Consider the following 23141-nt stretch of genomic DNA (forward strand, 5'->3'; position numbering starts at 1 on the left):
ATGAAGAAGATCATCGTCACCGCGACAGCGCTTGTCGCAGCGGCAGCCTTCACTCTCACCGGGTGCTCCTCGGAGCGCGGGGGAGACACCGGCGGGGGCACCTCGACGGAGGCCAGCAAGGGCTTCGCCGCGGACGCCACGATCGGCGTCGCCCTTCCCGACAAGACCAGTGAGAACTGGGTGCTCGCCGGCCAGCTGTTCACCGACGGTCTCGAGAAGGCCGGTTTCAAGGCCGACGTGCAGTACGCGCCCGCCAGCAACACGGTCGCCGAGCAGCAGAACCAGATCCAGGCGATGGTGACCGGCGGTGCCAAGGTCATCATCATCGGCGCCAAGGACGGCAAGCAGCTCGCGACGCAGGTCGAGGATGCCCAGTCCAAGGGCGTCACGGTCATCGCCTACGACCGTCTGATCGAGAACACCAAGGCCGTCGACTACTACGTCGCGTTCGACAATTTCAAGGTCGGCGAGCTGCAGGGCCAGGCTCTGCTCGACGGTCTGAAGGAGCGTTCGGGTCACGACGCGCCGTGGAACATCGAGCTGTTCTCGGGTTCGCCTGACGACGCCAACTCGAAGGTGTTCTTCGACGGCGCGATGAGCGTGCTGAAGCCGGAGATCGAGAAGGGCGACCTGAAGGTCGTCTCGGGTCAGACCGAGATCGCGCAGACGGCGACCGACGGCTGGAAGGCTGAGAACGCCCAGCGCCGCATGGACTCGCTGCTGACCTCGTCGTACGGCACTGAGACGCTCGACGGCGTCCTGTCGCCGAACGACACCCTGGCTCGCGCCATCATCACGTCCGTCCAGGGCGCGGGCAAGCCGGTTCCGGTCGTCACGGGTCAGGACTCCGAGGTCGAGTCGGTCAAGTCGATCATGGAGGGCATCCAGTACTCCACGATCAACAAGGACACCACGCTGCTCGTCGAGCAGTCCATCAAGATGGTCCAGCAGCTGCAGAAGGGCGAGAAGGTCGACGTCAACGACACCGAGTCGTACGACAACGGCGTGAAGGTCGTCCCGGCGTTCCTGCTGAAGCCGATCATCGTCACCAAGGCCAACGCCGCTGAGGCGTACGCGAACGTCCCGAGCCTGCTCGAGATCGTGAAGTCGTACCAGTAAGCAGCAGCGCTCCGATTCCTGGGGACGCGCGAGCCGTCCGGACCTTCTGGTCCGGACGGCTCGTCTTTTTGTATGGGGCGATGGTCGGGTCAGCAGCCGACCGCGGCGGGGTTCTCGAGGCAGGTGCGTGCGACGAGGGCCGTGTGTGCCTCGAAGATGCGGATCTGCTGGCTGGGGCTGTCGATCGTGAGTTCGCCGATCACGGGGAACCAGCCGCCGCCGAGGTCGACCTGGGCGGAGTAGCGGATGCTGAGGGCGGCCGTGTAGGTGCCGCGTGCGGAGTAGACGTGGCTGGTCGGCGTCGGGGTGAACGGCGCCTGGCCGAGCTCTTCCCAGGTGCGTCCAGGAACGGTGACCGTGGCGGTGGAGCCGTCGCCGTAGGAGTAGTCGTACGCGATGGGCGTGAAGCGAACGCTGATCGGGTTGCCGAACAGCGTCCCGGTCTGCGTGCGGACGGACGCGGCTCCGAGGAGGTTCGTCGGCATGCCGGCGATTCCGGCGTTGCCGGGCTCGACGGCGAAGTCCGCGGCCGGAGGGGCGAACTGCGCGAGGTCGGTCATCGTGATCGAGGGCGCGGGGGTCCCGTCGGGGTTGGCCCGTATCCGTGCGCGGATGCAGCGGCCATCCTCGTCCGTCGTGATGAGGCACCCGTCGGCGTCGTAGGACGACGAGGGAGACGACGGGGAGTCGGAATCGTCAGAGCTGACATCCCTCTGGCCCGTAGATGGAGTCGTGCCCATTTGGGTCGCTGAGCTGCTGACTGTGAGCGATGATCGCCCCGTTGCAATGGCTGCGCTCCCCAAGGGGTTTTCGGGATCAGTTGTCGAGTCTTGGGACGGATGCTGGGTCATGAGCAGGACACCTCCGATCGCGAAAATCGCTGCTACTCCACTACGCATGCGACATCCTCTCGTTCCGCTGCGGAGTCGATTGAGAGGCTGTGGTTCTTCTCGGACACGAAGGTGATCTCAAGTGCGTAAGTAGAAGGACGGTCGGAGCTCACTTGGGACACCCCGGACGAGTCGACGATGGAAACTGATGACACATCGAGGCAGACGTTCGCAACGACGGTGGTAAAGGGTGGCTTGGACCTCACTCCGTCGAAGGAGAGAACCCTTGTTTCTCCGCTCATGATGAAACCATCGGCATGCATCGTGGAGTAGGCCTCGCGATCTGCAGCCTCGAATGAACCGCTGGAGAGCTCGAACAATGGTTCAAAGGTCCTCGTATCGCTGAGATCGACTTCATTCAATCGAGCATTGAACGCCCGGTACACCTCTTCGGCTTTCGCAAACGCCTCCTCCTCGCTCGCGAAGGCCGCGGTGGGCGTCGGGGTCGGGGCCGGAGTGGGTGCGCATCCGGCGACTGCTCCCGCGATGAGTGCGAGGGCGCCGAGTCCGCTGAGGGAGTGGGTGGCTGTTCTCTGGAGAATCACTCGCACACGGTAACCGGATTCGCGAATGCGTCGCCGGAGTTATCCACAGGCCATGATCGTGCGGGAATGCGCGCGCGTGAGCTCAGGAGACCAGAAGACCGGAAGCTCAGAAGACCGGAAGCTCAGAAGGGCGCCCGGGCGCGTGCGAGCAGTGCCGTCCCCGTCGGGGGTACACCGTCGGCCTCGGCGACGAACACCACCGTGTGCGGTACCGGGGGAGTGTCGGTGTAGGTTCGGCCGGCGGGACTCGTCCATTCGAGCACTCCGCCGGGGTGATGTTCGACATGCCACGGCGAGGCGTGTTTGAGCGTGTGGTGCCTGCGGCAGAAGCAGCAGAGGTTGCACTCGGCGGTCGCGCCACCCGTGGACGCCGGATCGTTGTGGTCGATGTCGCACTTCCTGGCGATGATCCCGCAGGTCGGGAACCGGCACCGCTGATCGCGTGCCCTCAGATGCCGTCTGAGCTGCTCCGACGGGCGATACCGGTCGACCGCGAGCATCGCCCCCGTGATCGGGTGGGTGAGCACTCGGTCCCACCCTGTCGCAGAGCCTGCGAGCGCACGAGCGGTGTCGGCGTCGATCGGCACGACACCGTCGAGCAGCGCAGGCGGCGGCGTGGTCGAGGACGCGTCGCCGTCGGCGGAGGCCGCCTCCGCGGCATCCTCCCCCATCAGGGTGATCACGGGCACGGTGATCTCCACGCGCCCGCGGATCTCGCCGAGCAGGCCGTCTGCGCTGTCGTGGGCGACCGGGGTACCGGTGAGTACGAGGTCGGCGAACAGATCGGCGCGGATCTCGTCGACGGACCGGGTGTCGGGGTCGAAGGGGATGCCGTCGGCTGCGGCTTCGCGCGCCTCGCGGATGTTCTCGGTACGGATCCGGTGGGCCATCTCGGACACGCGATCCTTCATCGCGTGCACCAGAACGGCCGGGGCGTGCACGTGGAGATCGGCCATGCCGTCTTCGCCATCCGTCGCCCAGACGCGCCTCCGTTCGCGGGCGGCCCGATGCCGCTCGTCTATCGTCTGCTCCTGAAACCTCTCGGCGATGCGCTTCGCGAGTGCCCGCAGCCGATTCGGAGACTCGACCTCGGCGACGGCGAGCACCGCCTCGGCGTACTCCGCCCGCTGGTCGTCGTCGGTCAGCTGCGCGCCGGCGTCGATGATGACGTGCGCGTGCGCTGCCGTGATGCGCCCCGCGCCCTGTGCCTGCCACACGGCGGGGAAGCCGTCGACCAGCCACGACGCCTCGCCGATCTTCCGCTCGACCGTGCGATCGCTGACCCGGAGCCGCTGCCCGATCTCGGCCGCCACCGCGCGGATCGTCATGTCACCCCGATCGGGGTGATCGCCCTGCTTCGCGATGTCGACGGCCATCCGACCCGCCAGCGCGAACAGCCCGTCGCGGGCCGCCATCATCGCGTTCACCGTCGCATCGGCGATCTCCAGCGACTCGACCAGATCGGCGAGCATCGCCATCTGGGAGTCGGTCGCGTCGATCAGTGCGGTCATGAGTCCAGTACACCAGGGGCCACCGACATTCGAACAAAGATTCCACAGCCCGCAGCCTTCGGAATGTCACAGAAGGATAACGACCGTGATTGACTGACCGGATGCTCCTCCACGCCCTCGACACGGCCGACTCCGCCGACTCGGACAGTGCGGCGACGCCCCCGCTCCGCACCGCCCTGCTCCTGCACGGAGCGATGGGATCAGCCGAGAGCTGGTGGCGCGTCGTCCCGCTCCTCGTCGACCGCGGCTACCGTGTGCTCGCCCTCGATCTCCCCGGCCACGGACGCTCTCCCCGTGACCCGCAGCTCACCGTCGACGCGGCCGCAGCCGCCGTCGTCGAGACGATCAGGCTGCTCGCGCCCGAGGGGCCGCTCCACGCCCTCGGACACTCCTACGGGGCCACCGTGCTGGCAGCGGCCGCCGCGGCTCTCGACCCGAGCCTCACCGTCTACGTCGATGCCGCGCTGTCGATCGAGGGAGGTCATGACCGCGCTGAGCTCGTCGCCCGGTACGGGCGCGACCGCCTCGCACGCATGGATGCCGATGCCCTGCGCCGGAGCCGCCCCTTCTACTCCGAGAGGGATGCCGAGGTCGAGGCTCGTGCCGCCGAGCGGTTCGACCCGGAGACCTTGGCATCCGTCTCCTGCGGAGCCGACGGCGAGTGGCCGCCGGCTCCGGGGTCGGTCGTCGTCAGGGCCGAGCCGAGCTCGTGGGTGAGCGACGCCGACGTGCGGAGGCTCACGGAGCACGGGGCCGACGTCCGCAGCATCCCCGGCGCCGCGCACACCGTCTGGTACAGCCACTTCGAGGAGTTCACGGCGTCCCTCCCCGAGCTGTTCGGAGGCCCGGCCGTCGGGTGAGGCGAGCGCGACTACCCTTGAAGTGACATGGCACATCTTCTCGGGGCAGAAGCCCTCCAGCTCGAATACCCGACCAGGGTCGTCTTCGACTCCGTGACCCTCGGAATCGAGGAGGGCGACCGCATCGGCATCGTCGGCCGCAACGGCGACGGCAAGTCCAGCCTCCTCGGGATGCTGGCAGGCATCAAGGAACCCAACTCCGGCCGCGTGACGGTCCGCGGCGGCACCACGATCGGCGTGCTCGACCAGGCCGACACCCTCGGCGACGGCCTCACGATCAGCCAGGCCGTCGTCGGCGACACCCCCGAGCACGAATGGGCCGGCGACGCGAAGGTCCGCGACGTCATCGACGGGCTGCTGCGGGATCTGCCGTGGGATGCCGAGATCGGCTCACTCTCGGGCGGCCAGCGCCGACGGGTCTCGCTCGCGAAGCTGCTCACCGGCGACTGGGACGTCATCGCGCTCGACGAACCCACCAACCATCTCGACGTCGAAGCGATCACCTGGCTCGCCGGGCACCTGAAGAAGCGGTGGAGCCCGAACTCCGGGGCCCTCATGGTCGTCACCCACGATCGCTGGTTCCTCGACGAGGTCTGCACCGAGACCTGGGAGGTGCACGACCGGATCGTCGAGCCCTTCGAGGGCGGCTACGCGGCGTACATCCTGCAGCGCGTCGAGCGCGACCGGATGGCCGCAGCCACCGAGGCGAAGCGGCAGAACCTCGCGCGCAAGGAGCTCGCCTGGCTGCGCCGCGGCGCCCCGGCACGCACGGCCAAGCCGAAGTTCCGCATCGACGCCGCCAACGAGCTCATCGCCGACGTCCCCGAGATCCGCGACAAGATCTCCCTGCAGTCGCTCGCCGTCTCCCGCCTCGGCAAAGACGTCGTCGACCTTCTCGACGTGGGGGTGTCCTACGGCGACAAGGAGGTGCTGCGCGATGTGGAGTGGCGCATCGCGCCGGGGGAGCGCACCGGCATCCTCGGGGTCAACGGCGCGGGCAAGTCGACGCTGCTCGGCCTGATCTCCGGCACCGTCGAACCCACGGTCGGGCGTGTCAAGCGCGGCACGACCGTCAAGGTGCAGACGCTGACCCAGCGCCTCGACGAGCTCGACCAGCACTGGAACGACCCGGTGCGCGTGGTCATCTCGGGTCTGCGCACCTCGTACACGATGGGCAACGGCTCGAAGGCGCAGGACCTCACTCCCGGGCAGCTGCTGGAGCGCCTCGGATTCTCGTCCGCCCAGCTCTCGACCCCGGTGAAGGACCTCTCCGGAGGTCAGCAGCGCCGTCTGCAGCTGCTGCTCGTGCTGCTCGATCAGCCCAACGTGCTGATCCTCGACGAGCCCACGAACGACCTCGACACCGACATGCTCGCCGCGATCGAGGACCTCCTCGACTCGTGGTCGGGCACGCTGCTCGTCGTCAGCCACGACCGGTACTTCCTCGAGCGCGTGACCGACCAGCAGTTCGCGATCCTCGGCGGCAGACTCCGACACCTCCCCGGCGGAGTCGACGAGTACCTGCGCCTGCGTCAGCTGCAGGACGCCGAGCCCTCCAAGGCGTCCGCCGGAGCTGCGAAGGCGGCTCCGAAGGGGCTGGACGGAGCGGCGCTGCGCACCGCGCAGAAGGAGGTCTCCGCCCTGGAGCGGCGCATCCAGAAGCTCACGGAGCAGGTGGATGCCGCCAAGCACTCGCTCGCCGACCACGACCAGTCCGACTACGCCGGACTCGGCGAGAAGATGAAGGCGATCGGGGATCGGGAGGCGGAGATCGAGGAGCTCGAGCTGCGCTGGTTCGAGCTCACGGAGGAGATCGGCTGACCTGAACCCCCGAACGGGGAATATCCTTCTCTCACCGCTGTTGGGAGGTAGAGATGGAAGGTCTAGAAGTCACCGTCCTGCTCGGACTCACGATCCTCGCAGGAACCCTGCTCGCTCCGCGTATCCGCGTCGCACTCCCCCTCGTCCTCGTCGTCTTCGGGCTGCTGCTCGGCTTCGTGCCGCAGCTGCGCGAGGTGCAGCTGCCGCCGGAGACGGTGCTGCTGCTGTTCCTGCCCGTGATGCTGTTCTGGGAGAGCCTGACGACGTCGCTCCGGTCGATCCGGCGCGACTTCCGCTACATCCTGCCGATGAGCACGCTGCTCGTCGTGGCCTCGGCCTTCGCCGTCGCCGGAGTGGGCGTGCTGTTCGGGATGCCGTGGGAGATCGCGCTCATCCTCGGCGCCGCCGTCGCCCCTCCTGACGCCACGGCCGTCGCGGCTCTCGGGCGACTGCTGCCGCGGCGCATGTTCATGAAGCTGAAGGCGGAGAGCCTGACGAACGACGGCACGGCCCTCGTGCTGTACGCCATCGCGATCTCGCTGGCGGTCGGCGGCGACGTCACGCCGCTGAGCATCACCTGGACCGTCCTGGTCTCGTACGTCGGCGGCGTGCTCGCCGGCGCGGTGATCGCTGCCCTCGCGTACCTGCTGCTGCGCCGGTCGACGAGCACGGCGGTCATCAACGTGACCCTGCTGCTCGTGCCGTTCACGGCGTTCCTGCTGGCGGAGATCATGCACGCCTCGGGTGTGCTCGCGGTCGTCGTGGCTGGGCTCGTCATCGCGTACGTGTCTCCGCGCATCACCACGGCATCCTCCCGCCGCCAGTCCGAGGCCGCCTTCCCGTTCGGCGTCTACCTGCTCAACGGCGCGCTCTTCGTGCTGATCGGGCTCGAGGTGCAGTACGTCGTGCACGAGATCTCCGCCGCAGCCGTGGGCCGCCTCGTGCTCATCACGCTCGGAGTGTGGGTCGCGCTGCTGGCGGTGCGCTATCTGTTCCAGCTGCTCAGCGCCGTGGTGCGCCGCCCGACCGACGCGCGACCACCACGCGGTCTCGCCGCACGCGTCCGCCTCCTCTCCACGTTCGCCGGCATGCGCGGAGCGGTGTCCCTCGCGATCGCGCTCTCCATCCCCGTCGAGATCGGCGGCGAAGGACGCGACGAGGTCGTGGTCGTCACGGCCGGCGTCATCCTGCTCAGCCTGCTCGTGCAGGGTCCGCTCCTGCCGGCCGTCGTGCGCTGGGCCAAGCTCCCCGTCGACACGGCGGAGGTCGAGGAGTACGAGCTCGCCGAGCGCACCATCTCGGGTGCGGCGCTCGCGGCGCTCGACGACCTCGCGGCCGAGCACGGCGTCGGCCAGGAGATCCTCGACCGCGTGCGCAGCGAAGGCTACCTGATGCTCGAGTACGCGAACGCGCGCGCTCTCGCCAGGGAGCAGGCGGCGGTGGATGCTGAGGCCAGCGCCCTCGACGCCATGCTCGACGAGCCGGACCCCTACGGCGGCGGCAGCGCGGGCCTGGAGCTCGTGGATCAGCGGGAGGATGCCGTCGACGGCTCGAGTCTGCAGATCATCGCGACCTCGACCGCGGTCGACGTCGCGCAGCGGTCCCCGCTCATCCGCCACGAGGAGCACACGCGCCTCAAGCTCGCGCTGCTCGACCGCAAGCGCGAGGTGCTGCTGGGGCTTCGCCGTTCGGGCACGGTCGACGACGTGGTGGTGCGCCGCATCTCCGCGCGTCTCGACCTCGAGCAGGTGCGCCTGCAGGGGATCGAGGAGTTCGACTGATCCGGCTGTGACGCCGTGTGACACCCGATTCCTCGGGGTGGGGAGGCCCTGCCTACCGTTGAAGAGTCCCCCCAAGAGAGGAACTCTTCACATGACTCGTCGCACAACGTCCATCCTCGCCGCGCTGGCCGCGGTCCCGCTCTTCGTCGCCCTCGCGGGCTGCGCCACGGCATCCAGCGACGCCGGCGCCGGCAGCGGCGACTCCGCCAAGGACGAGACCGTCAAGATCGGCGTCGTCGGCAAGGGCGACGCGCAGTGGGCGCCCTTCGTCGAGGCTGCGGCCGACGAGGGGATCACGGTCGAGCTCGTCGACTTCGGTTCGTACGAGCAGCCGAACCCGGCGCTCGCCGAGGGCGAGATCGACCTCAACCAGTTCCAGCACATCGTGTACCTCGCGGACTACAACGTGAACTCCGGCAAGGACCTGGTGCCGGTCGGCTCCACCGCGATCTACCCGCTCGGCCTGTACTCCAAGAAGTACGACGACGTGAAGGACATCCCGAAGGGCGAGACCGTCGCCGTTCCGGATGACGCGTCCAACCAGGCTCGTGCGCTTCTCGTGCTGCAGTCGGCGGGCCTCATCGAGCTGAAGAGCGGCGGGTCGATCTTCTCCGACATCGCCGACGTCGACACGGAGAAGTCCAAGGTCCAGGTGAAGGCGCTGGAGGCGGCCCTGATCCCGACCTCGCTGCCCGACGTCGCCGCGGCGATCATCAACAACGACTTCGTCAAGGACGCCGGTCTGACGTTCACCGACGCGATCGCACAGGACGACCCGGAAGACCCGAACGCGCTGCCGTACGTGAACATCTTCGCGGCTCGCGCCGAGGACGCCGACAACGCGACCTACAAGAAGCTCGTCGAGATCTTCCAGACGAACAAGGACGTCCAGGCCGGACTCCAGGAGTCGTCGGGGAACACGGCGGTGCCGCTGCAGACCCCCGTCGCCGACCTCCTCTCCTCGTTGAAGAAGGTCGAGAAGGACACGAAGGCTCAGAAGTAATCAGCGACTGAGAGAATCGGGTGGCGCTCAGCGCCACCCGATTCTTCGTCGCCACGCACCACACCGGAGCAGCACATGCCGATCGTCACCCTCACGAACGTCTCCAAGGCGTACCCCTCGCGGTCCGCCGGGGCGGGCGACGTCGTCGCCGTCGACGACGTGACCCTCTCGATCGAGAAGGGCGACGTCTTCGGCATCATCGGCTATTCCGGGGCGGGCAAGTCCACTCTGGTCCGACTCATCAATGCCCTCGAACCCGCGACCGGCGGCACGATCACCGTGGACGGCGTCGACATCACGGCGCTCGGTGAGCGGGAGCTGCGCAAGATCCGCGGCGGCATCGGGATGATCTTCCAGCAGTTCAACCTCTTCGCCGCGAAGACCGTCAGGGCCAACATCGCCTACCCGCTCAAGCTCGCCGGCTGGTCGAAGGACGACATCGACGCGCGTGTGACGGAGCTGCTCAGCTTCGTCGGTCTCGCCGACAAGGCGAAGGCGTTCCCCGAGCAGCTCTCCGGCGGGCAGAAGCAGCGCGTGGGCATCGCCCGCGCCCTCGCCACCGGCCCGGCGATCCTGCTGGCCGACGAGGCCACCAGCGCCCTCGATCCGCAGACCACCCACGAGGTGCTCGAACTCCTCTCCAGGGTCAATCGGGAGCAGGGCGTCACGATCGTCGTGATCACGCACGAGATGGATGTCATCCAGACCATCGCGACCAAGGTCGCCGTCATGGAGAACGGCCGTGTCATCGAGCAGGGAGACGTGTTCGACGTGTTCTCCTCGCCTCAGAACCCGGCATCCCAGCGCTTCGTCGGCACGGTGGTCAAGGGCATCCCCTCGCCCTCAGAGCTGGCGGTGCTGCGGGAGCGGCACCGGGGTCGCATCGTGACCTTCTCGTTCCGCGACGGCGACTCCTCCCAGGCGCAGGTGTTCCTCGATCTCGCCGGCGCCGGTCTCGATTTCGAGCTGATCTTCGGCGGCATCAACGACATCCGCGGACGCGCCTTCGGGCATCTCACGCTCGCGATCCGCGGCGACGGCGCCGCGATCGACCGGGCGCTCGCCGAGATCGGCACGCGCGTCGACGTCACCGAGATCGCCGGAGAGGAGGTCCGCTGATGGAACGTCTGATGGAACTGTGGCCGGAGTTCTGGAAGTCCGCGCTCGAGACGCTGTACATGACCTCCGTCGCCCTCGTGATCTCCGGGATCCTCGGCCTCCTGATCGGCGTGATCCTCTACGTCACGCGGCCCGGCGGACTCGTCGAGAACCGCGTCGTCTCGTTCCTCATCAACCTCGTCGTGAACTTCTTCCGCCCGATCCCGTTCGTGATCTTCATGGCGGTCGCGCAGCCCCTCGCACGCGTCGTGGTCGGGGTGGGCATCGGCACCACCGCCGGCGCCTTCATCATCGGCCTCGCGGCCTCCTTCGCCATCGGGCGCATCGTCGAGCAGCATCTCGTGTCGGTCTCGCCCGGCGTGATCGAGGCGGCGAGGTCGATGGGCGCAGGACCCCTGCGCATCCTGTTCACCGTGGCGATCCCCGAGTCGCTCGGGCCGCTGATCCTCGGGTACACGTTCATCGTCGTGGCGCTGATCGACATGACCGCGATGGCAGGTCTGATCGGCGGCGGCGGCCTCGGCGCGTTCGCCCAGATCTACGGCTTCCGGCAGTTCGAGCCGGTCGTGATGTGGGCCGCGATCATCCTCATCGTCGTGTTCGTGCACCTCGTGCAGGTGCTCGGCACCCGTCTGGCGCGCAAGGTCATGCGGCGCTAGGGGGCGTCCTTCAGGGCGAGACCGGTCGCGAATTCGCGCTCGGCGCCGCTCAGCGGATCGACGAAGCGCAGCTCCCGCGCCAGCAGCTGGAGGGGGGCGTCGAAGTCGTCGGGCTTCTCCGGCTGCAGCACGGGATAGAACCCGTCGTTGAGGATGCCGAGACCGAGGGCGGCGAGATGCACGCGCAGCTGGTGCATCTTGCCGCTGTGCGGGCGCAGCAGCGTGTGGACGACGCGCTCATCGGCGGCGATCAGCTCGATCAGGGTCTCCGCGTTCGGCTCGCGCTCGGCATCCACCCGCACGCGCACCTCGCCGCGGTGCTTCACGATGTGGTTGCGGTAGACCAGGGGGAGCATCGCGGCATCCCAATCCGCCGGTCGCGCCGACACCGCTTCGTACACCTTCTGCACCTGACGGTTCTCGAACAGCAGCTGGTACGCGCCCCGCGTCTCGGGGCGTGCCGAGAACATCAGCAGACCCGCGGTGGCGCGGTCGAGGCGGTGGATGGGGGTGAGCTCCGGGATGCCGAGGAGGTTCCGCAGGCGGACCAGCGCCGAGTTCTGCAGGAACCTGCCTCCGGGTGTCGTCGGCAGGAAGTGCGGCTTGTCGACGACGACGAGGTCGCGATCCTGATGCAGCAGGACGATCTCGAAGGGGATGTCCTTCTCGGGCGGCGGGTCGCGGTAGTACCAGATGAACTCCTCGGCGCCGAGCGGGGTGTCCCTGGCCAGTGCGCTGCCGTCGCGGGCGACGATCTCACCGCGGTCGAAGCGCACGAGCAGCCGCTCCGGATCCATGTGGAAGAACCGCTCGACCATGTAGGCGGAGATCGTCGGCCAGGCGCCGCTCATCGGCACGTGCAGACGGGTCGCGCCGACGCCGTCGCGCATGGGGAGGGGGGAGGGCATGCCCATTCGGTCAAGCCTACGCGGCCTGCGTGAACCGGGAGCGGTACTGCTGCGGGGCCAGTCCGATCCGGTCGCGGAAGTGCTTGCGCAGCGCCGCCCCGGTGGCGAATCCCGAACGCGCGGCCACGTCGTCGACGAGGAGGTCGGTCGTCTCCAGCAGCTCGCGGGCGCGGTCGACCCTGGCGTCGGCGAACCAGTCGCCCACCGTCCGTCCCGTCTCGGCGCGGAAACGGCGGGTCAGGGTGCGCACGCTCATCCCGAAGCGATCGGCGACGTCCGTGAGTGACAGCGGCTCGTCGATGCGGGAGATCAGCCAGGTCTGGATGTCGCTCGCCGAGCCGACCGTCGGGGAGGACGCCACCGCCGGCCTGGCGACGAACTGCCGTTGACCGCCGCCGCGGTGCGGTGCCGCGAGCGTGACCTGGGAGACCGTCGCCGCGACCGCCGCGCCGAAGTCGTTCGCGATCAGATGCATGGTGGCGTCGACCGCGGCCGACGCCCCGGCGGCGGTCAGCACGCGGCCGGTGTCGACGAAGAGCTCGTCCTCGCGCATGCGCACCAGCGGGAAGCGCCGAACGAACTCGTCCGACGAGCACCAGTGGGTGGTCGCCTCCTTGCCGTCGAGGAGTCCGGATGCCGCGACCGTGAACGCGCCGGTGCAGTAGCTGACGATCCGACGGTCGCCGAACTCGGCCAGTCCGATCGGGTCGTCGGAGATCTCTGCGGCGCTCCACGGGGGCACGATGATCGTGTCCGCGGTGTCGAGCGCGCGCCGGTCGGAGGCCGGGGTCACCGTGAAGTCGGCGTTCGTGGGCACGGGGAGTCCGTTGAGGGTGCAGGTGGTGACGGAGTACAGCGGCTCGCCGTCACGGTGGGCGGCGCGGAAGAAGCGGGCGGGGATCCCCAGCTCGTACGGGAAGACTCCGGGGAGGGCGACGACGACGATGCGGTGCATGGCTATATCGTGACACATATTGTCCATCCGGCCACTGTTGGGGCGATGATCGACAGGCCAGGCTGGGTGGAGCGGTCGGATCGGCCGCATGAGAGAAAGGCAGACCAGTGCGTTCAGCGAAGTACTCGGGTGCAGGGGCGGCGGCTGAGGTCGTCTCCGTCATCGACACCGAGATCCCGTCTCCCGGCCCCGGAGAAGTGCTCGTCAGGGTCGGCGCCGCCGGCCTCAACCCCGTCGACGTGAAGATCCGCGCCGCCGCCGTCGACTTCGGGCCCATCATCTACACGGACCTCCCGGGGTGGGACGTCGCGGGGGTGGTTTCGGACGTCGGGCCCGGCGTCGACGAGTGGGCGGAGGGCGACCGGGTGTTCGCGCTCGCCGCGTTCCCCGCCGCCGCGCACACCCTCGCCGAGTACGCCGTCGTCGCCGCAGGGGATCTCGCCGCGTCGCCGAGCACATGGAGCACCGCGCAGGCCGGGGCTGCCCCGCTCGCCGCCCTGACCGCATGGCAGGCGCTCGAGACCGCGGGCGTCCGTTCGGGGCAGCGGGCGCTCGTGCTCGGCGGCGCGGGCGGCGTCGGCCATCTGGCCATCCAGCTCGCCGCCGCGAGGGGCGCGGAGGTGGTCGCCACCGCGAGCCCCGCCAAGCACGAGCTGCTGCGCTCCTGGGGCGCGAGCGAGACCGTCGACTACCGCGACGAGGCCGCACTCGCGGCGATCGCTCGGGTGGATGCCGTGATCATCACGGTCGACGACACCCTGCCTCCGCGCGGGGCGGTCGCGGCCGGGACCTCCGTCGTCACGATCACCGGGCTGACGGACGAGCGCAGGGCCGAGCTCGCGTCGTGGGGCGCCGGACCGGTCGAGCGCATCCTCGTCTCCGCGAATGGCGGGCAGCTCGCGGAGATCGCCGCCCTCGCCGACTCCGAGGCGGTGACCGTGCACCTCGACTCCGAGTTCGGCCTCGACGAGCTCGCCGCCGCGCAGGAGCGCGTCGAGTCCGGACGTGTCACCGGCAAGGTGGTCGTGGTCGTCGATCCCCGCGTGTGAGCCGTGCGCCGGGGCGCGTCAGCGCGCCCCGGCGGCGAGCCAGTCGTCGAACGTGGTCGGCGCGATCCGGGCGTCCTCGCCGGGGAGCAGCACCTCGCCGGCGAACTCGATCCCCAGTGCGGCGCCGCGCCAGGACGCACGCAGCGGCAGAGCGCTTCCCCTCGCGGCGAGCGTGCGGCGCGCCATGTCCACCGCATCCTCCGTTCGGGGGCCCGCGAGGTCGAACGACCCCTGGAGCGGCGCCGAGATCGCGGCGGCGACGAGGGCCGAGGCGACGTCGGCGGGGGCGATCGGCTGCAGCAGCAGCGGTGGGACGACGCCCTCTCCGTCGATGACCGACCACTCGGCGATCATCGCGGGGAAGTCGTGGAACTGGGTCGCCCTCACGATCGTGAAGGGCACGGCGCCCGCCGCCACCTCGCGCTCCTGGGCGCGCTTGCCGAAGTAGTGGGCGTTGCCTCGAACCGCGTCGAGTGCGGCGATCGAGAGCGCCACGTGGTGCCCGACTCCGGCGGACCGCTCCGCCTCGAGGAGGACGCGCGAGATCGTCGTGAACGTGGCCTCCGCCTCGGCCGCATCCGCGACCGGGGGATTCGTGGCATCGATCACCGCGTCGACGCCCTCGAGGCGTGCGGCGAGCCCGTCCCCGCTGCGCAGGTCGACGCCTTCTCCGCGGGTCAGCGACACCGCGTCGTGTCCCTCCTTCTCGAGCTCGGCGACCACCAGTCGTCCGATCCGTCCCGTTCCGCCTGCCACTGCGATGCGCATGTCCGCTCCTTAATTATGGATATTGCATGTCCACAATATGGGTGTCGCTTAGGATGAGCAAGTGAAGCTTCCCGAGACGTCGGAATGGGTGCTGCACACCGCCACGGTGATCGCACAGCTCCCGGCGGGCTCGACCGTGTCCGCGGCGCAGCTGTCCGAGCACTTCGGCGTCGCCGGTCCCTACCTCTCCAAGCAGCTCGCCAAGCTCGTGCGCGCAGGGATCCTCACCGGGAGCACGGGGCCGCGCGGCGGCTTCCGGCTGGCGCGGGAGCCGGAGCGCATCAGCATCCTCGACCTCGTCATCGCGGTCGACGGCGCGGCGGACCCCTACGTGTGCCGAGAGCTGCGTCAGCAGGGGCGCGGCGCCGCCCGCCCGGAGGACTGCCGGAACCCCTGTGCGCTGGCTGCCGCCATGCGTGCGGCGCACGAGGCCTGGCGGGCGTCGCTGGCGAACGTGACCCTCGCCGGGATCGTCGACGGACTGCCGGCGTCGGTCATCGAGAAGAACCGCCGGCTCCTCGGCTGACGACTCTCAGGCGTCGAAGCTCAGGCTGAGCTTGCGGAGCAGCCCCGCCAGACGATCGCGGTCGCCGCGGGACAGCCCCTGCAGCAGGTCGGCCTCCACATCGACGAGACGGGTGATCGCGGCATCCACCCTGATCCGCCCGTCGTCGGTCAGGATCACCAGCACGCTGCGGCCGTCGCCGGGGTCGGCCTCCCTGCGCACGAAGCGGCGTCCGACGAGCCGGTCGATGCGGTTCGTCATGGTTCCGCTCGACACCAGCGTCTGCTGGAGCAGCTGTTTGGGGGAGAGCTGGAACGGCGCCCCCGCCCGACGGAGGGCAGACAGCACGTCCCACTCCCACGGCTCCAGATCGCTGCGCCGGAACACGTCACGGCGGGCGCGGTCGAGCAGTCGGGTCAGCCTGTCCATGCGGGAGAGGACCTCGAGGGGCGAGAAGTCGAGGTCGGGGCGCTGGGTGTTCCACGCTCCGACGATCCGGTCGACCTCATCCGCCTCGCTCATCCGTCCATTATCGCCGTACGCACAGGGGCGAGCATGGCAGACTTGACGGGCGGCCCCCACCCGGATGCCGCGGTCCGCCGTGGTGTAATGGCAGCACGACAGCCTTTGGAGCTGTGAGGTCTAGGTTCGAGTCCTGGCGGCGGAGCATGACTGGGAACAATCTCGCCATCATCATCCTCGCCGCAGGCCAGGGCACGCGCATGAAGTCGCGCCTGCCGAAGGTGCTGCACCCGATCGGCGGGCGTCCGCTGGTGGGGCACGTGCTCACCACCGCCGCACGGCTGAGCGCCGACCACATCGAGGTCGTCGTGCGCCACGAGCGCGACCAGGTGGTCGCGGCGCTCTCCGCCGACTACCCCGACGCGATCTTCGTCGACCAGGATGACGTGCCGGGCACCGGCCGCGCCGTGCAGGTCGCGGTCGACGCCCTCCCGGCCGACTTCGACGGCGACGTCCTCGTGCTCTCCGGCGACTGCCCGCTCGCCGATGCCGACACGCTCTCCTCCTTCCTCGACGAGCACCGCGCGGCGGGCGCCCCGGCGACGCTGATGACCGCCGTCGTCGACGACCCGACGGGCTACGGGCGCGTCATCCGCGACGCAGACGGCGGCGTGGACCGCGTCGTCGAGCAGAAGGACGCCAGCGCCGACGAGGCCGCCGTCCGCGAGATCAACGCCGGCATGTACGTCTTCCGCGCGGAGACGCTGCGCCGCTACCTCCCCGAGATCGGTGTGGACAACGCCCAGGGCGAGATGTACCTCACCGACGTCCCCGGGCTCCTCCGCCGCGACGGCGACCGGGTCGCGGCATCCGTCGTCTCCGACGTCACCGTGACCTTCGGGGTCAACGATCGTGCGCAGCTCGCCCTGGTGGGTCGGCTCCTCAACGAGCGCATCGTGCGCCGCTGGCAGCTGGAGGGCGTCACGATCATCGATCCGGCGACGACGTGGATCGACGACGACGCGACCCTCGCACCCGATGTGACGATCCTCCCGCACACGCAGATCCTGCGGGCCACCGCCATCTCCGCCGGCGCGGTGATCGGCCCCGACACGACTCTCGTCGACTGCGAGGTGGGGGAGGACGCGATCGTCCGCCGCACCGACGCCACCCTCGCCGTGATCGGTGCGGAGGCCACGGTCGGCCCCTTCTCCTTCCTCCGCCCAGGCACCGTCCTCGGCGCCCAGGGCAAGATCGGCGCCTACGTCGAGACGAAGAACGCCGAGATCGGCGAGGGCAGCAAGGTCCCGCACCTCTCGTACGTCGGCGACGCCACGATCGGGCGGGGCGTCAACCTCGGCGCGAGCACCATCACCGCCAACTACGACGACGTCAACAAGCACCGCACCATCGTCGAGGACGAGGTGCACACCGGGTCGCACACGACCCTCGTCGCGCCCGTTAGGCTGGGGGCAGGCGCCAAGACGGGCGCCGGCGCCGTCGTCCGCAAGGACGTCCCCGCCGGATCGCTCGCCATGAGCGTCGCGCCTCAGCGCAACATCGAGGGCTGGGTCGAGAAGAACAGGGCAGGCACGGACGCTGCGGATGCCGCAGCCCGGGCCCGAGTGGCGGAGTAGGGACCAATGGCGCGCAAGAAGAAGACGGTCGAACTGGACCGCGACAACGATGTGGCCCCCGGTCTCGTCGCCAAGACGAAGAAGCGGCTGGTCATCGCCGGCGGACGCTCCCACCCCGAGCTGACAGCGGCCGTCGCCGCTGATCTCGGCACGGAGATCGCTCCGGTCGAGCACCGCACGTTCGCGTCCGGGGAGATCTACGCGCGCTTCGAGGTCTCGATCCGCGGCTGCGACCTCTTCCTCGTGCAGACGTTCGGCGAGCCGGTCAACGAGTGGCTCATGGAGACGCTCATCATGATCGACGCGGCCAAGCGCGCGTCCGCCAAGCGCATCACCGTCGTCGCCCCGTACTACCCCTACTCGCGTCAGGACAAGAAGGGCCGCGGTCGTGAGCCGATCAGCGCCCGTCTCGTCGCCGACCTGCTCAAGACGGCCGGCGCCGACCGCGTCATGAGCGTCGACCTGCACGCCGCGCAGATCCAGGGCTTCTTCGACGGCCCCGTCGACCATCTCTTCGCGAAGCCGGTGCTGCTGGACTACTTCCAGCGCACGCTGTCGAAGGAGGACCGTGAGATCCTCACGGTCGTCTCGCCCGACATGGGCCGCGTCCGCGTGGCCGACACCTGGTCGGACAGCCTCGGCGCTCCTCTCGCGATCATCCACAAGCGTCGCGACCCGAAGGTGGCCAACCAGGTCTCTGTGCACGAGATCGTCGGCACCGTCGAGGGGCGCACCTGCCTCCTGGTCGACGACATGATCGACACCGGCGGCACGATCGTGAAGGCGGCGCAGGCGCTCAAGGCCAACGGCGCGCACCGCGTCATCGTGGCCGCGACCCACGCGATCTTCAGCGACCCGGCATCCGAGCGTCTGCAGGACTCGTCGATCGACGAGGTCGTCATCACCGACACGATCCCGCTCACCGAGTCGCGTCGCTGGGACAAGCTGACGATCCTCCCGATCGCCCCGCTGCTCGCTCGCGCCATCCACGAGGTCTTCGAGGACGGCTCCGTGACGAGCATGTTCGGCGGAGACGCGTAGCAGAGGCACAGCGGCCACATAGGACGAATGCATACGGTCGAATGCATCGACAGATCGTCGACCAGCACACAGCCGGGAGGACCATCATGATCCGCACGACCGTACCGACCTCCGTCCGCAAGGGCTCCGCTCTCGTCGGCGTCGCAGGACTCCTCGTCCTGGCCGGCTGCTCCGGTGCTGCAGACGCGGACAACAGCGCCTCCACCGGGGGAGACACCGGCTCCGGCTCCTCCTCGGCGCCGAGCGACAGCAGCTCGACGACCTACAAGGACGGCACCTACACGGCCGACGGCTCCTACCAGACCCCCGAGACCGTCGAGAAGATCTCGGTGTCGCTCACCATCGCCGACGGCGTCGTGACGGAGGTCGAGGTCACCGGCGACCCGCAGGCGCGCGAGACCGAGGAGTACCAGGGCAAGTTCATCGGCGGCATCGCGGACGAGGCGGTCGGCGTCCCGCTCTCCGATCTGAAGGTCAGCCGCGTCGCGGGCTCCTCGCTCACCAGCGGCGGCTTCAACCAGGCGGTCGAGTCGATCAAGGAGCAGGCGGCCTCCTAGGCGCCTGACGGGGCGATGACGATCTGGCGTTTCGACGCGATCGGCACCCGCTGGGAGATCGAGGGTGAGCTCTCGTCCGACGATCGCGCGGCGGTCGCGGCGGAGATCGAGCGATTCGATCGGGAGTGGTCCCGCTTCCGACCCGACTCCGACGTCACGCGGCTGGCCGCGCACGGAGGGCGCGTGACGTCTCCCGACGCGGGGCCGATGCTGAGCCTCTACCGCGAGCTCTCCACCGCGACCGCGGGGGCCGTCGACCCTCTGGTCGGCGCCGGTCTCGAAGCCCTCGGCTACGACGCGGCGTACTCGCTGCGCGCCGGAGACCCCGTCTCCGCTCCGTCGGACTGGACGTCTCTCGTCTCGTGGAGCGACCGGGATGCCGAGGTCTCGGCTCCCGCGCTCCTCGACGTCGGCGCGCTCGGCAAGGGACGGCTCGTCGACCTCGTGTTCGCTCTCCTGGCCCACGTGCCGGGAGACCTCGTGGTCGACGCGGCGGGAGACCTCAGGGTGCGGGGGAGTGCGGTGCGCATCGGCCTCGAGCATCCGTTCGAACCCACGAAGGCCGTCGGCATCGTCTCCCTGCAGGATGCGGCGCTCTGCGCGTCCGCGATCAACCGCCGGGCCTGGGGCGACGGACTCCACCACGTCCTCGACGCGCGCACCGGCGTTCCGGTGCAGACCTGGGCGGCGACCTGGGCGATCGGCGCGGATGCGATGAGAGCGGATGCCGTGGCCACCGCGCTCTTCTTCGACGGCGGCCCCGAGCTCGCCGACGACTGGGGCGTCGAGTGGGTGCGGATGACGACCGACGGACGCATCGAGCGTTCGGCGGACTGCAGGGCCGAGCTGTTCGTCGCCCGCCCCTGACCCGGAGAAGTAGGGAAGAGTAGAAGCCGTGATCACCGCTTTCACCACTGTCAGGCAGCGAGTCCTCGCGCTCCTCGGGGCGCTGTCGATGTACCGGCTCGTGCTGTTCTCGCTGCTCGCGCTGGCCGCACTCGCCGAGGTGCTCTCCTTCTTCGGGCTCGTCTCGCCGACGCCGCTCGCGCTGGTGGTCTCCTTCGCCGTGCTGGCGGTCGTGATCTCGGCGGTGGATGCCGTCGCGCAGCGAGTGCTGCGGCTGCCGTGGCGCATCGAGTCGTCTCTGGTCACGGCGCTCATCCTGCTGTTCGTGCTGCAGCCGGGCGCCGATCTCCCCTCTCTCGGCGGACTGGCTCTGGCCGGGGCGCTCGCCAGCATCTCGAAGTACGTGATCGCCTGGCGCGGCCGTCACATCCTCAACCCGGCGGCGTTCGGCGCCGCGGTGGTCACGATCACCGGTCTCGGGACCTTCTCGTCGTGGTGGGTCGGCACGCCGGCGCTGTTCGTCCCCGTCGCGCTCCTCGGACTGATCGTGCTCTGGCGCACCGAGAAGGTGCGGATCGTGCTGGTCTTCCTCCTCGTCGCGATCGTCGTCGCGCTGCTGCGGCAGTACGTCCAGCTGTCGCAGGGAGGGCTTCCCTTCGACCTCGCGACGGCGCTGTCGTTCGCGCTGATGCAGTCGCCCTACCTGTTCCTCGGCGCGTTCATGCTCTCCGAGCCGCTGACCCTGCCGCCGCGGCGGTGGCAGCAGTTCTCCGTGGCCGCGCTCGTCGGCGTCCTCGCGGGCTGGCCGATCCTGATCGGCGGGATCACCCTGGGTCAGGAGCGGGCGCTGCTGATCGGAAACCTGCTCGCCTTCGCGTTCGCCGTGCGCGGCTCGGTGCGGCTCACCCTCGAGAAGCGGGAGTTCATCACCCCGACCGTGCAGGAGCTGACGTTCCGCACCAGGAGCAGGCTGAGGTTCCTCCCGGGGCAGTACCTCGAGCTGGACGTGCCGCACCGCCGTCCCGACGCTCGCGGAACGAGGCGCGAGTTCAGCATCGTGTCGGCCCCGGGCGATCTGCCGACACTGCGCATCGCCTACAAGGACGGCGACCAGAAGCATCCGTCCAGCTACAAGCGCGCGCTGGCGGCCGCTCAGCCCGGTGCGACTCTCGCGGTCACCGGCACCTGGGGCGACTTCCTGCTGCCGCGCTCGCAGGCGCCGGTGCTCATGGTGGCGGCCGGCATCGGCGTGACGCCGTTCGTCTCCCAGCTGCGCCAGCTGCAGTTGGCGGGGGAGACCCGAGACGTCGTGCTGGTCTACGTGGCGTCGGAGCCTGCCGAGCTGGCGTTCCGCGACGAGCTGGCCACCACGGGCGCCCGGGTCGTCGTGTTCACGCGTGAGGAACCGGCCGATCTCCCCGCGCACTGGACCTGGGCGCGGGGCGTGCGCCTCGACGCCGCGGAGCTCGATCGGTACGTTCCCGACATCGCGGCTCGGCACGCCTTCATCTCCGGCCCTCCGCGGCTGATCGCCGACCTCGCTCCGGCCCTGCAGAAGGCGCACAGCCTCACGACCGACGCCTTCGCCGGGTACTGAGCGTCACGAGGACGCGACGCCCGCACCGGGCTCAGGCGCCGACGACCGGCTCGATCGGGAGGCGGACGCTGAACGTCGTGCTCCCCGGAACGCTCTCGACCGTGATGTGCCCGTGGTGCCCCTCGACGATCGCCTTGACGATCGCGAGCCCGAGGCCGGTGCCTCCGGTCTGCCTGGCGCGCGAGCTGTCCCCGCGGGCGAACCGCGCGAACAGCTCCTCGCGGACGGCCGGGTCGATGCCGGGGCCGTCGTCGTGCACCCGCAGCACCGCCTCCTCGCCCTCACGGCTCACGCTGAGCGTGATCTCGGTGCCGGCGGGAGTGTGGGTGCGCGCGTTGGCGAGGAGATTCGTGACCACCTGGTGCATGCGGCCGGCATCCCCGACGATCACGACGGGCTCGTCGGGGACCTCGATGTTCCAGCGGTGATCGGGTGCGGTGGGGCGCGCATCCGACACGCCCTCCAGTCCCAGCTGCGTGAGGTCGACCGTGCCGTAGACGAGCTCCCTGCCCTCGTCGAGGCGAGCGAGGAGCAGCAGATCCTCGACGAGGCGCGTCATCCGCAGCGACTGCGCCTGGATGCGTTCGAGAGACGTGGTCGTGCTCTCGATCACCGCCGGGCCCTCCTGCTGGCCGAGCGCGCGCAGGGAGAGCTCAGAGTATCCGCGGATCGACGCCAGGGGAGTGCGCAGCTCGTGGCTCGCGTCGGCGACGAAGCGCCGCATCCGCTCCTCGTTCTTCTGGCGCGCGGCCAGGGAGGTGTTGACGTGGTCGAGCAGCTTGTTCAGGGAGGCGCCGACCAGCCCGGTCTCGGTGCGGGGGTCGGCCTCGGACGCGGGTATGCGCTCGGTGATGTCGACCTCGCCGCGGTCGAGCGGCTGGTTCGCGACGCGGGTCGCGGTCGCGGCCATCGCCCGCAGCGGGCGCAGGCTCAGGCGGATGGTGATGGCCGTGGTGAGCGCGAGCAGGATCAGCCCGCCCAGCGTCGCGAGCACGATCACCGTGAACAGGGTGGCCATCTGGTTCTGGATGCCGGTGCGGGGAAGACCCGCGACGACGACGGAGTGGGAGACGGGTGATGTGGCCACGACGACGCGGTAGGAGCCGAGGCTCTCGATCGTCACGGTCGCGGTGCGACCGCCGTTCAGCGCATCGTTGATCTGCACCAGCTGCGCCTTGGTCAGGCTGCGGGCGCCCCCGGTGAGCTCGTTGTTCTGGCTGCTCAGCACGATGCCGCCCGTGCCCGCCTGGCTCGAGACGGCGAACAGCGACCCGTTCTCCACGGGCATCCCCGAGAGGGCCTGCTCTGTGGTGGCGAAGCTCCCGGGGAGCTGATCGATGCGTCCGACGACCTCGCTCGCGGTGGTGAACAGCTTCTGATCGAGCTGATCCTCCAGCGTCCGCCCCAGGATGGCGCTGGTGATGACAGCGACGATCACGAGGATGAGCGACACGAACCCGATCACGGCGGACATCAGCCGCGTCTGCAGGCTCATCGGGCGCCGCGGC

At 69.5% G+C, this 23141-nt stretch carries 22 protein-coding genes and 1 tRNA gene; 15 read left to right on the forward strand and 8 right to left on the reverse strand.

What is annotated here, in order from left to right; genetic code table 11:
* Nucleotides 1-1119, forward strand: coding sequence for a sugar-binding protein (locus LC438_RS06410; RefSeq protein WP_105672269.1), 1119 nt, complete (start codon nucleotides 1-3; stop codon nucleotides 1117-1119).
* A gap of 89 nt (nucleotides 1120-1208) precedes the next feature.
* On the opposite strand, the gene LC438_RS06415 is transcribed toward LC438_RS06410, so the two are convergent.
* From LC438_RS06415 to LC438_RS06425, 3 genes are all read right to left on the reverse strand, one after another.
* Complete coding sequence (locus LC438_RS06415) at nucleotides 1209-1679, reverse strand: hypothetical protein (protein WP_105672268.1); 471 nt, start codon at nucleotides 1677-1679, stop codon at nucleotides 1209-1211.
* 323 nt (nucleotides 1680-2002) lie between these two features.
* Nucleotides 2003-2554 carry a hypothetical protein gene (locus LC438_RS06420; protein WP_105672267.1) on the reverse strand — a complete coding sequence of 184 codons (552 nt, stop codon included), beginning with the start codon at nucleotides 2552-2554 and terminating at the stop codon, nucleotides 2003-2005.
* 122 nt (nucleotides 2555-2676) lie between these two features.
* Nucleotides 2677-4065 carry an HNH endonuclease signature motif containing protein gene (locus tag LC438_RS06425; protein ID WP_223586132.1) on the reverse strand — a complete coding sequence of 463 codons (1389 nt, stop codon included), beginning with the start codon at nucleotides 4063-4065 and terminating at the stop codon, nucleotides 2677-2679.
* Between the two features lie 101 nt (nucleotides 4066-4166).
* Here LC438_RS06425 and LC438_RS06430 point away from each other — a divergent pair, with 101 nt between their 5' ends.
* The 6 genes from LC438_RS06430 to LC438_RS06455 all read left to right on the forward strand — a co-directional run bounded on the left by LC438_RS06430 (nucleotide 4167) and on the right by LC438_RS06455 (nucleotide 11308).
* Complete coding sequence (locus tag LC438_RS06430; RefSeq protein ID WP_223586133.1) at nucleotides 4167-4925, forward strand: alpha/beta fold hydrolase; 759 nt, start codon at nucleotides 4167-4169, stop codon at nucleotides 4923-4925.
* A 27-nt stretch (nucleotides 4926-4952) separates the two neighbouring features.
* Complete coding sequence (locus LC438_RS06435; protein ID WP_105672264.1) at nucleotides 4953-6746, forward strand: ABC-F family ATP-binding cassette domain-containing protein; 1794 nt, start codon at nucleotides 4953-4955, stop codon at nucleotides 6744-6746.
* Nucleotides 6747-6799: 53 nt separating this feature from the next.
* Entirely contained in the window at nucleotides 6800-8527 is a 1728-nt protein-coding gene (locus LC438_RS06440; protein WP_223586134.1) for a Na+/H+ antiporter, read from the forward strand.
* Between the two features lie 91 nt (nucleotides 8528-8618).
* Nucleotides 8619-9530, forward strand: coding sequence for a MetQ/NlpA family ABC transporter substrate-binding protein (locus LC438_RS06445; protein ID WP_105672262.1), 912 nt, complete (start codon nucleotides 8619-8621; stop codon nucleotides 9528-9530).
* A 75-nt stretch (nucleotides 9531-9605) separates the two neighbouring features.
* Nucleotides 9606-10649 (forward strand): methionine ABC transporter ATP-binding protein, encoded by a 1044-nt coding sequence (locus LC438_RS06450; protein ID WP_105672261.1) that lies wholly within the window; start codon nucleotides 9606-9608, stop codon nucleotides 10647-10649.
* Entirely contained in the window at nucleotides 10649-11308 is a 660-nt protein-coding gene (locus tag LC438_RS06455; RefSeq protein WP_105672260.1) for a methionine ABC transporter permease, read from the forward strand. Before LC438_RS06450 ends, LC438_RS06455 begins: the two co-directional genes overlap by 1 nt.
* Here LC438_RS06455 and LC438_RS06460 read toward each other — a convergent pair.
* Together LC438_RS06460 and LC438_RS06465 are read right to left on the reverse strand one after the other, a co-directional pair.
* The gene (locus tag LC438_RS06460) at nucleotides 11305-12216 is read right to left on the reverse strand and encodes a pseudouridine synthase (RefSeq protein ID WP_223586135.1); all 912 of its coding nucleotides are present in this window, start codon (nucleotides 12214-12216) and stop codon (nucleotides 11305-11307) included. The two genes, LC438_RS06455 and LC438_RS06460, sit on opposite strands and share 4 nt — an antisense overlap.
* Nucleotides 12217-12232: 16 nt before the next feature.
* A complete protein-coding gene (locus LC438_RS06465; protein WP_223586136.1) occupies nucleotides 12233-13171 on the reverse strand; it encodes a GlxA family transcriptional regulator in 939 nt (312 codons plus the stop codon).
* A gap of 107 nt (nucleotides 13172-13278) precedes the next feature.
* On the opposite strand from LC438_RS06465, the gene LC438_RS18755 reads away from it, so the two are divergent.
* The gene (locus LC438_RS18755; protein WP_223586137.1) at nucleotides 13279-14220 is read left to right on the forward strand and encodes an NADP-dependent oxidoreductase; all 942 of its coding nucleotides are present in this window, start codon (nucleotides 13279-13281) and stop codon (nucleotides 14218-14220) included.
* 18 nt (nucleotides 14221-14238) lie between these two features.
* On the opposite strand, the gene LC438_RS06475 is transcribed toward LC438_RS18755, so the two are convergent.
* The gene (locus LC438_RS06475) at nucleotides 14239-14988 is read right to left on the reverse strand and encodes an SDR family oxidoreductase (RefSeq protein WP_223586138.1); all 750 of its coding nucleotides are present in this window, start codon (nucleotides 14986-14988) and stop codon (nucleotides 14239-14241) included.
* Nucleotides 14989-15049: 61 nt separating this feature from the next.
* On the opposite strand from LC438_RS06475, the gene LC438_RS06480 reads away from it, so the two are divergent.
* Nucleotides 15050-15514 carry an Rrf2 family transcriptional regulator gene (locus LC438_RS06480; RefSeq protein ID WP_223586139.1) on the forward strand — a complete coding sequence of 155 codons (465 nt, stop codon included), beginning with the start codon at nucleotides 15050-15052 and terminating at the stop codon, nucleotides 15512-15514.
* Between the two features lie 6 nt (nucleotides 15515-15520).
* Here the strand turns inward: LC438_RS06480 and LC438_RS06485 are convergent, their stop codons facing one another.
* On the reverse strand, nucleotides 15521-16015 hold the full coding sequence (locus tag LC438_RS06485; protein WP_105672254.1) for a MarR family winged helix-turn-helix transcriptional regulator: 495 nt from the start codon (nucleotides 16013-16015) through the stop codon (nucleotides 15521-15523).
* 73 nt (nucleotides 16016-16088) lie between these two features.
* Here LC438_RS06485 and LC438_RS06490 point away from each other — a divergent pair.
* The 6 genes from LC438_RS06490 to LC438_RS06515 all read left to right on the forward strand — a co-directional run bounded on the left by LC438_RS06490 (nucleotide 16089) and on the right by LC438_RS06515 (nucleotide 21633).
* Nucleotides 16089-16160, forward strand: a tRNA-Gln gene (locus tag LC438_RS06490).
* A 1-nt stretch (nucleotide 16161) separates the two neighbouring features.
* Nucleotides 16162-17592, forward strand: coding sequence for a bifunctional UDP-N-acetylglucosamine diphosphorylase/glucosamine-1-phosphate N-acetyltransferase GlmU (gene glmU / locus LC438_RS06495; protein ID WP_223586140.1), 1431 nt, complete (start codon nucleotides 16162-16164; stop codon nucleotides 17590-17592).
* 6 nt (nucleotides 17593-17598) lie between these two features.
* Nucleotides 17599-18633 carry a ribose-phosphate diphosphokinase gene (locus tag LC438_RS06500; RefSeq protein WP_105672252.1) on the forward strand — a complete coding sequence of 345 codons (1035 nt, stop codon included), beginning with the start codon at nucleotides 17599-17601 and terminating at the stop codon, nucleotides 18631-18633.
* 86 nt (nucleotides 18634-18719) lie between these two features.
* Nucleotides 18720-19190 carry an FMN-binding protein gene (locus tag LC438_RS06505; protein WP_223586141.1) on the forward strand — a complete coding sequence of 157 codons (471 nt, stop codon included), beginning with the start codon at nucleotides 18720-18722 and terminating at the stop codon, nucleotides 19188-19190.
* Between the two features lie 15 nt (nucleotides 19191-19205).
* Nucleotides 19206-20057, forward strand: coding sequence for an FAD:protein FMN transferase (locus LC438_RS06510; protein WP_223586142.1), 852 nt, complete (start codon nucleotides 19206-19208; stop codon nucleotides 20055-20057).
* Between the two features lie 28 nt (nucleotides 20058-20085).
* Nucleotides 20086-21633 (forward strand): FAD-dependent oxidoreductase, encoded by a 1548-nt coding sequence (locus tag LC438_RS06515; protein WP_223586143.1) that lies wholly within the window; start codon nucleotides 20086-20088, stop codon nucleotides 21631-21633.
* A 31-nt stretch (nucleotides 21634-21664) separates the two neighbouring features.
* On the opposite strand, the gene LC438_RS06520 is transcribed toward LC438_RS06515, so the two are convergent.
* Nucleotides 21665-23128, reverse strand: a complete 1464-nt coding sequence (locus LC438_RS06520) for a cell wall metabolism sensor histidine kinase WalK (protein WP_223586144.1) — start codon at nucleotides 23126-23128, stop codon at nucleotides 21665-21667.
* Between the last annotated feature and the right edge of the window lie 13 nt (nucleotides 23129-23141).

This window comes from Microbacterium sp. OVT16B (genome assembly GCF_019969705.1).
GTDB lineage: Bacteria > Actinomycetota > Actinomycetes > Actinomycetales > Microbacteriaceae > Microbacterium > Microbacterium natoriense.

Bases quoted from the DNA above. Each gene is read 5' to 3' on its own strand.
- LC438_RS06520 (WP_223586144.1), bottom strand. From the start codon at position 23,128: ATGAGCCTGCAGACGCGGCTGATGTCCGCCGTGATCGGGTTCGTGTCG.
- LC438_RS06475 (WP_223586138.1), bottom strand. From the start codon at position 14,988: ATGCGCATCGCAGTGGCAGGCGGAACGGGACGGATCGGACGACTGGTG.
- LC438_RS06455 (WP_105672260.1), top strand. From the start codon at position 10,649: ATGGAACGTCTGATGGAACTGTGGCCGGAGTTCTGGAAGTCCGCGCTC.
- LC438_RS06435 (WP_105672264.1), top strand. From the start codon at position 4,953: ATGGCACATCTTCTCGGGGCAGAAGCCCTCCAGCTCGAATACCCGACC.
- LC438_RS06415 (WP_105672268.1), bottom strand. From the start codon at position 1,679: ATGACCGACCTCGCGCAGTTCGCCCCTCCGGCCGCGGACTTCGCCGTC.
- LC438_RS06510 (WP_223586142.1), top strand. From the start codon at position 19,206: ATGACGATCTGGCGTTTCGACGCGATCGGCACCCGCTGGGAGATCGAG.
- LC438_RS06500 (WP_105672252.1), top strand. From the start codon at position 17,599: ATGGCGCGCAAGAAGAAGACGGTCGAACTGGACCGCGACAACGATGTG.
- LC438_RS06485 (WP_105672254.1), bottom strand. From the start codon at position 16,015: ATGAGCGAGGCGGATGAGGTCGACCGGATCGTCGGAGCGTGGAACACC.
- LC438_RS06450 (WP_105672261.1), top strand. From the start codon at position 9,606: ATGCCGATCGTCACCCTCACGAACGTCTCCAAGGCGTACCCCTCGCGG.
- LC438_RS06425 (WP_223586132.1), bottom strand. From the start codon at position 4,065: ATGACCGCACTGATCGACGCGACCGACTCCCAGATGGCGATGCTCGCC.
- LC438_RS06410 (WP_105672269.1), top strand. From the start codon at position 1: ATGAAGAAGATCATCGTCACCGCGACAGCGCTTGTCGCAGCGGCAGCC.
- LC438_RS06445 (WP_105672262.1), top strand. From the start codon at position 8,619: ATGACTCGTCGCACAACGTCCATCCTCGCCGCGCTGGCCGCGGTCCCG.
- LC438_RS06430 (WP_223586133.1), top strand. From the start codon at position 4,167: ATGCTCCTCCACGCCCTCGACACGGCCGACTCCGCCGACTCGGACAGT.
- LC438_RS06440 (WP_223586134.1), top strand. From the start codon at position 6,800: ATGGAAGGTCTAGAAGTCACCGTCCTGCTCGGACTCACGATCCTCGCA.
- glmU (WP_223586140.1), top strand. From the start codon at position 16,162: ATGACTGGGAACAATCTCGCCATCATCATCCTCGCCGCAGGCCAGGGC.
- LC438_RS06460 (WP_223586135.1), bottom strand. From the start codon at position 12,216: ATGCCCTCCCCCCTCCCCATGCGCGACGGCGTCGGCGCGACCCGTCTG.
- LC438_RS06505 (WP_223586141.1), top strand. From the start codon at position 18,720: ATGATCCGCACGACCGTACCGACCTCCGTCCGCAAGGGCTCCGCTCTC.
- LC438_RS06465 (WP_223586136.1), bottom strand. From the start codon at position 13,171: ATGCACCGCATCGTCGTCGTCGCCCTCCCCGGAGTCTTCCCGTACGAG.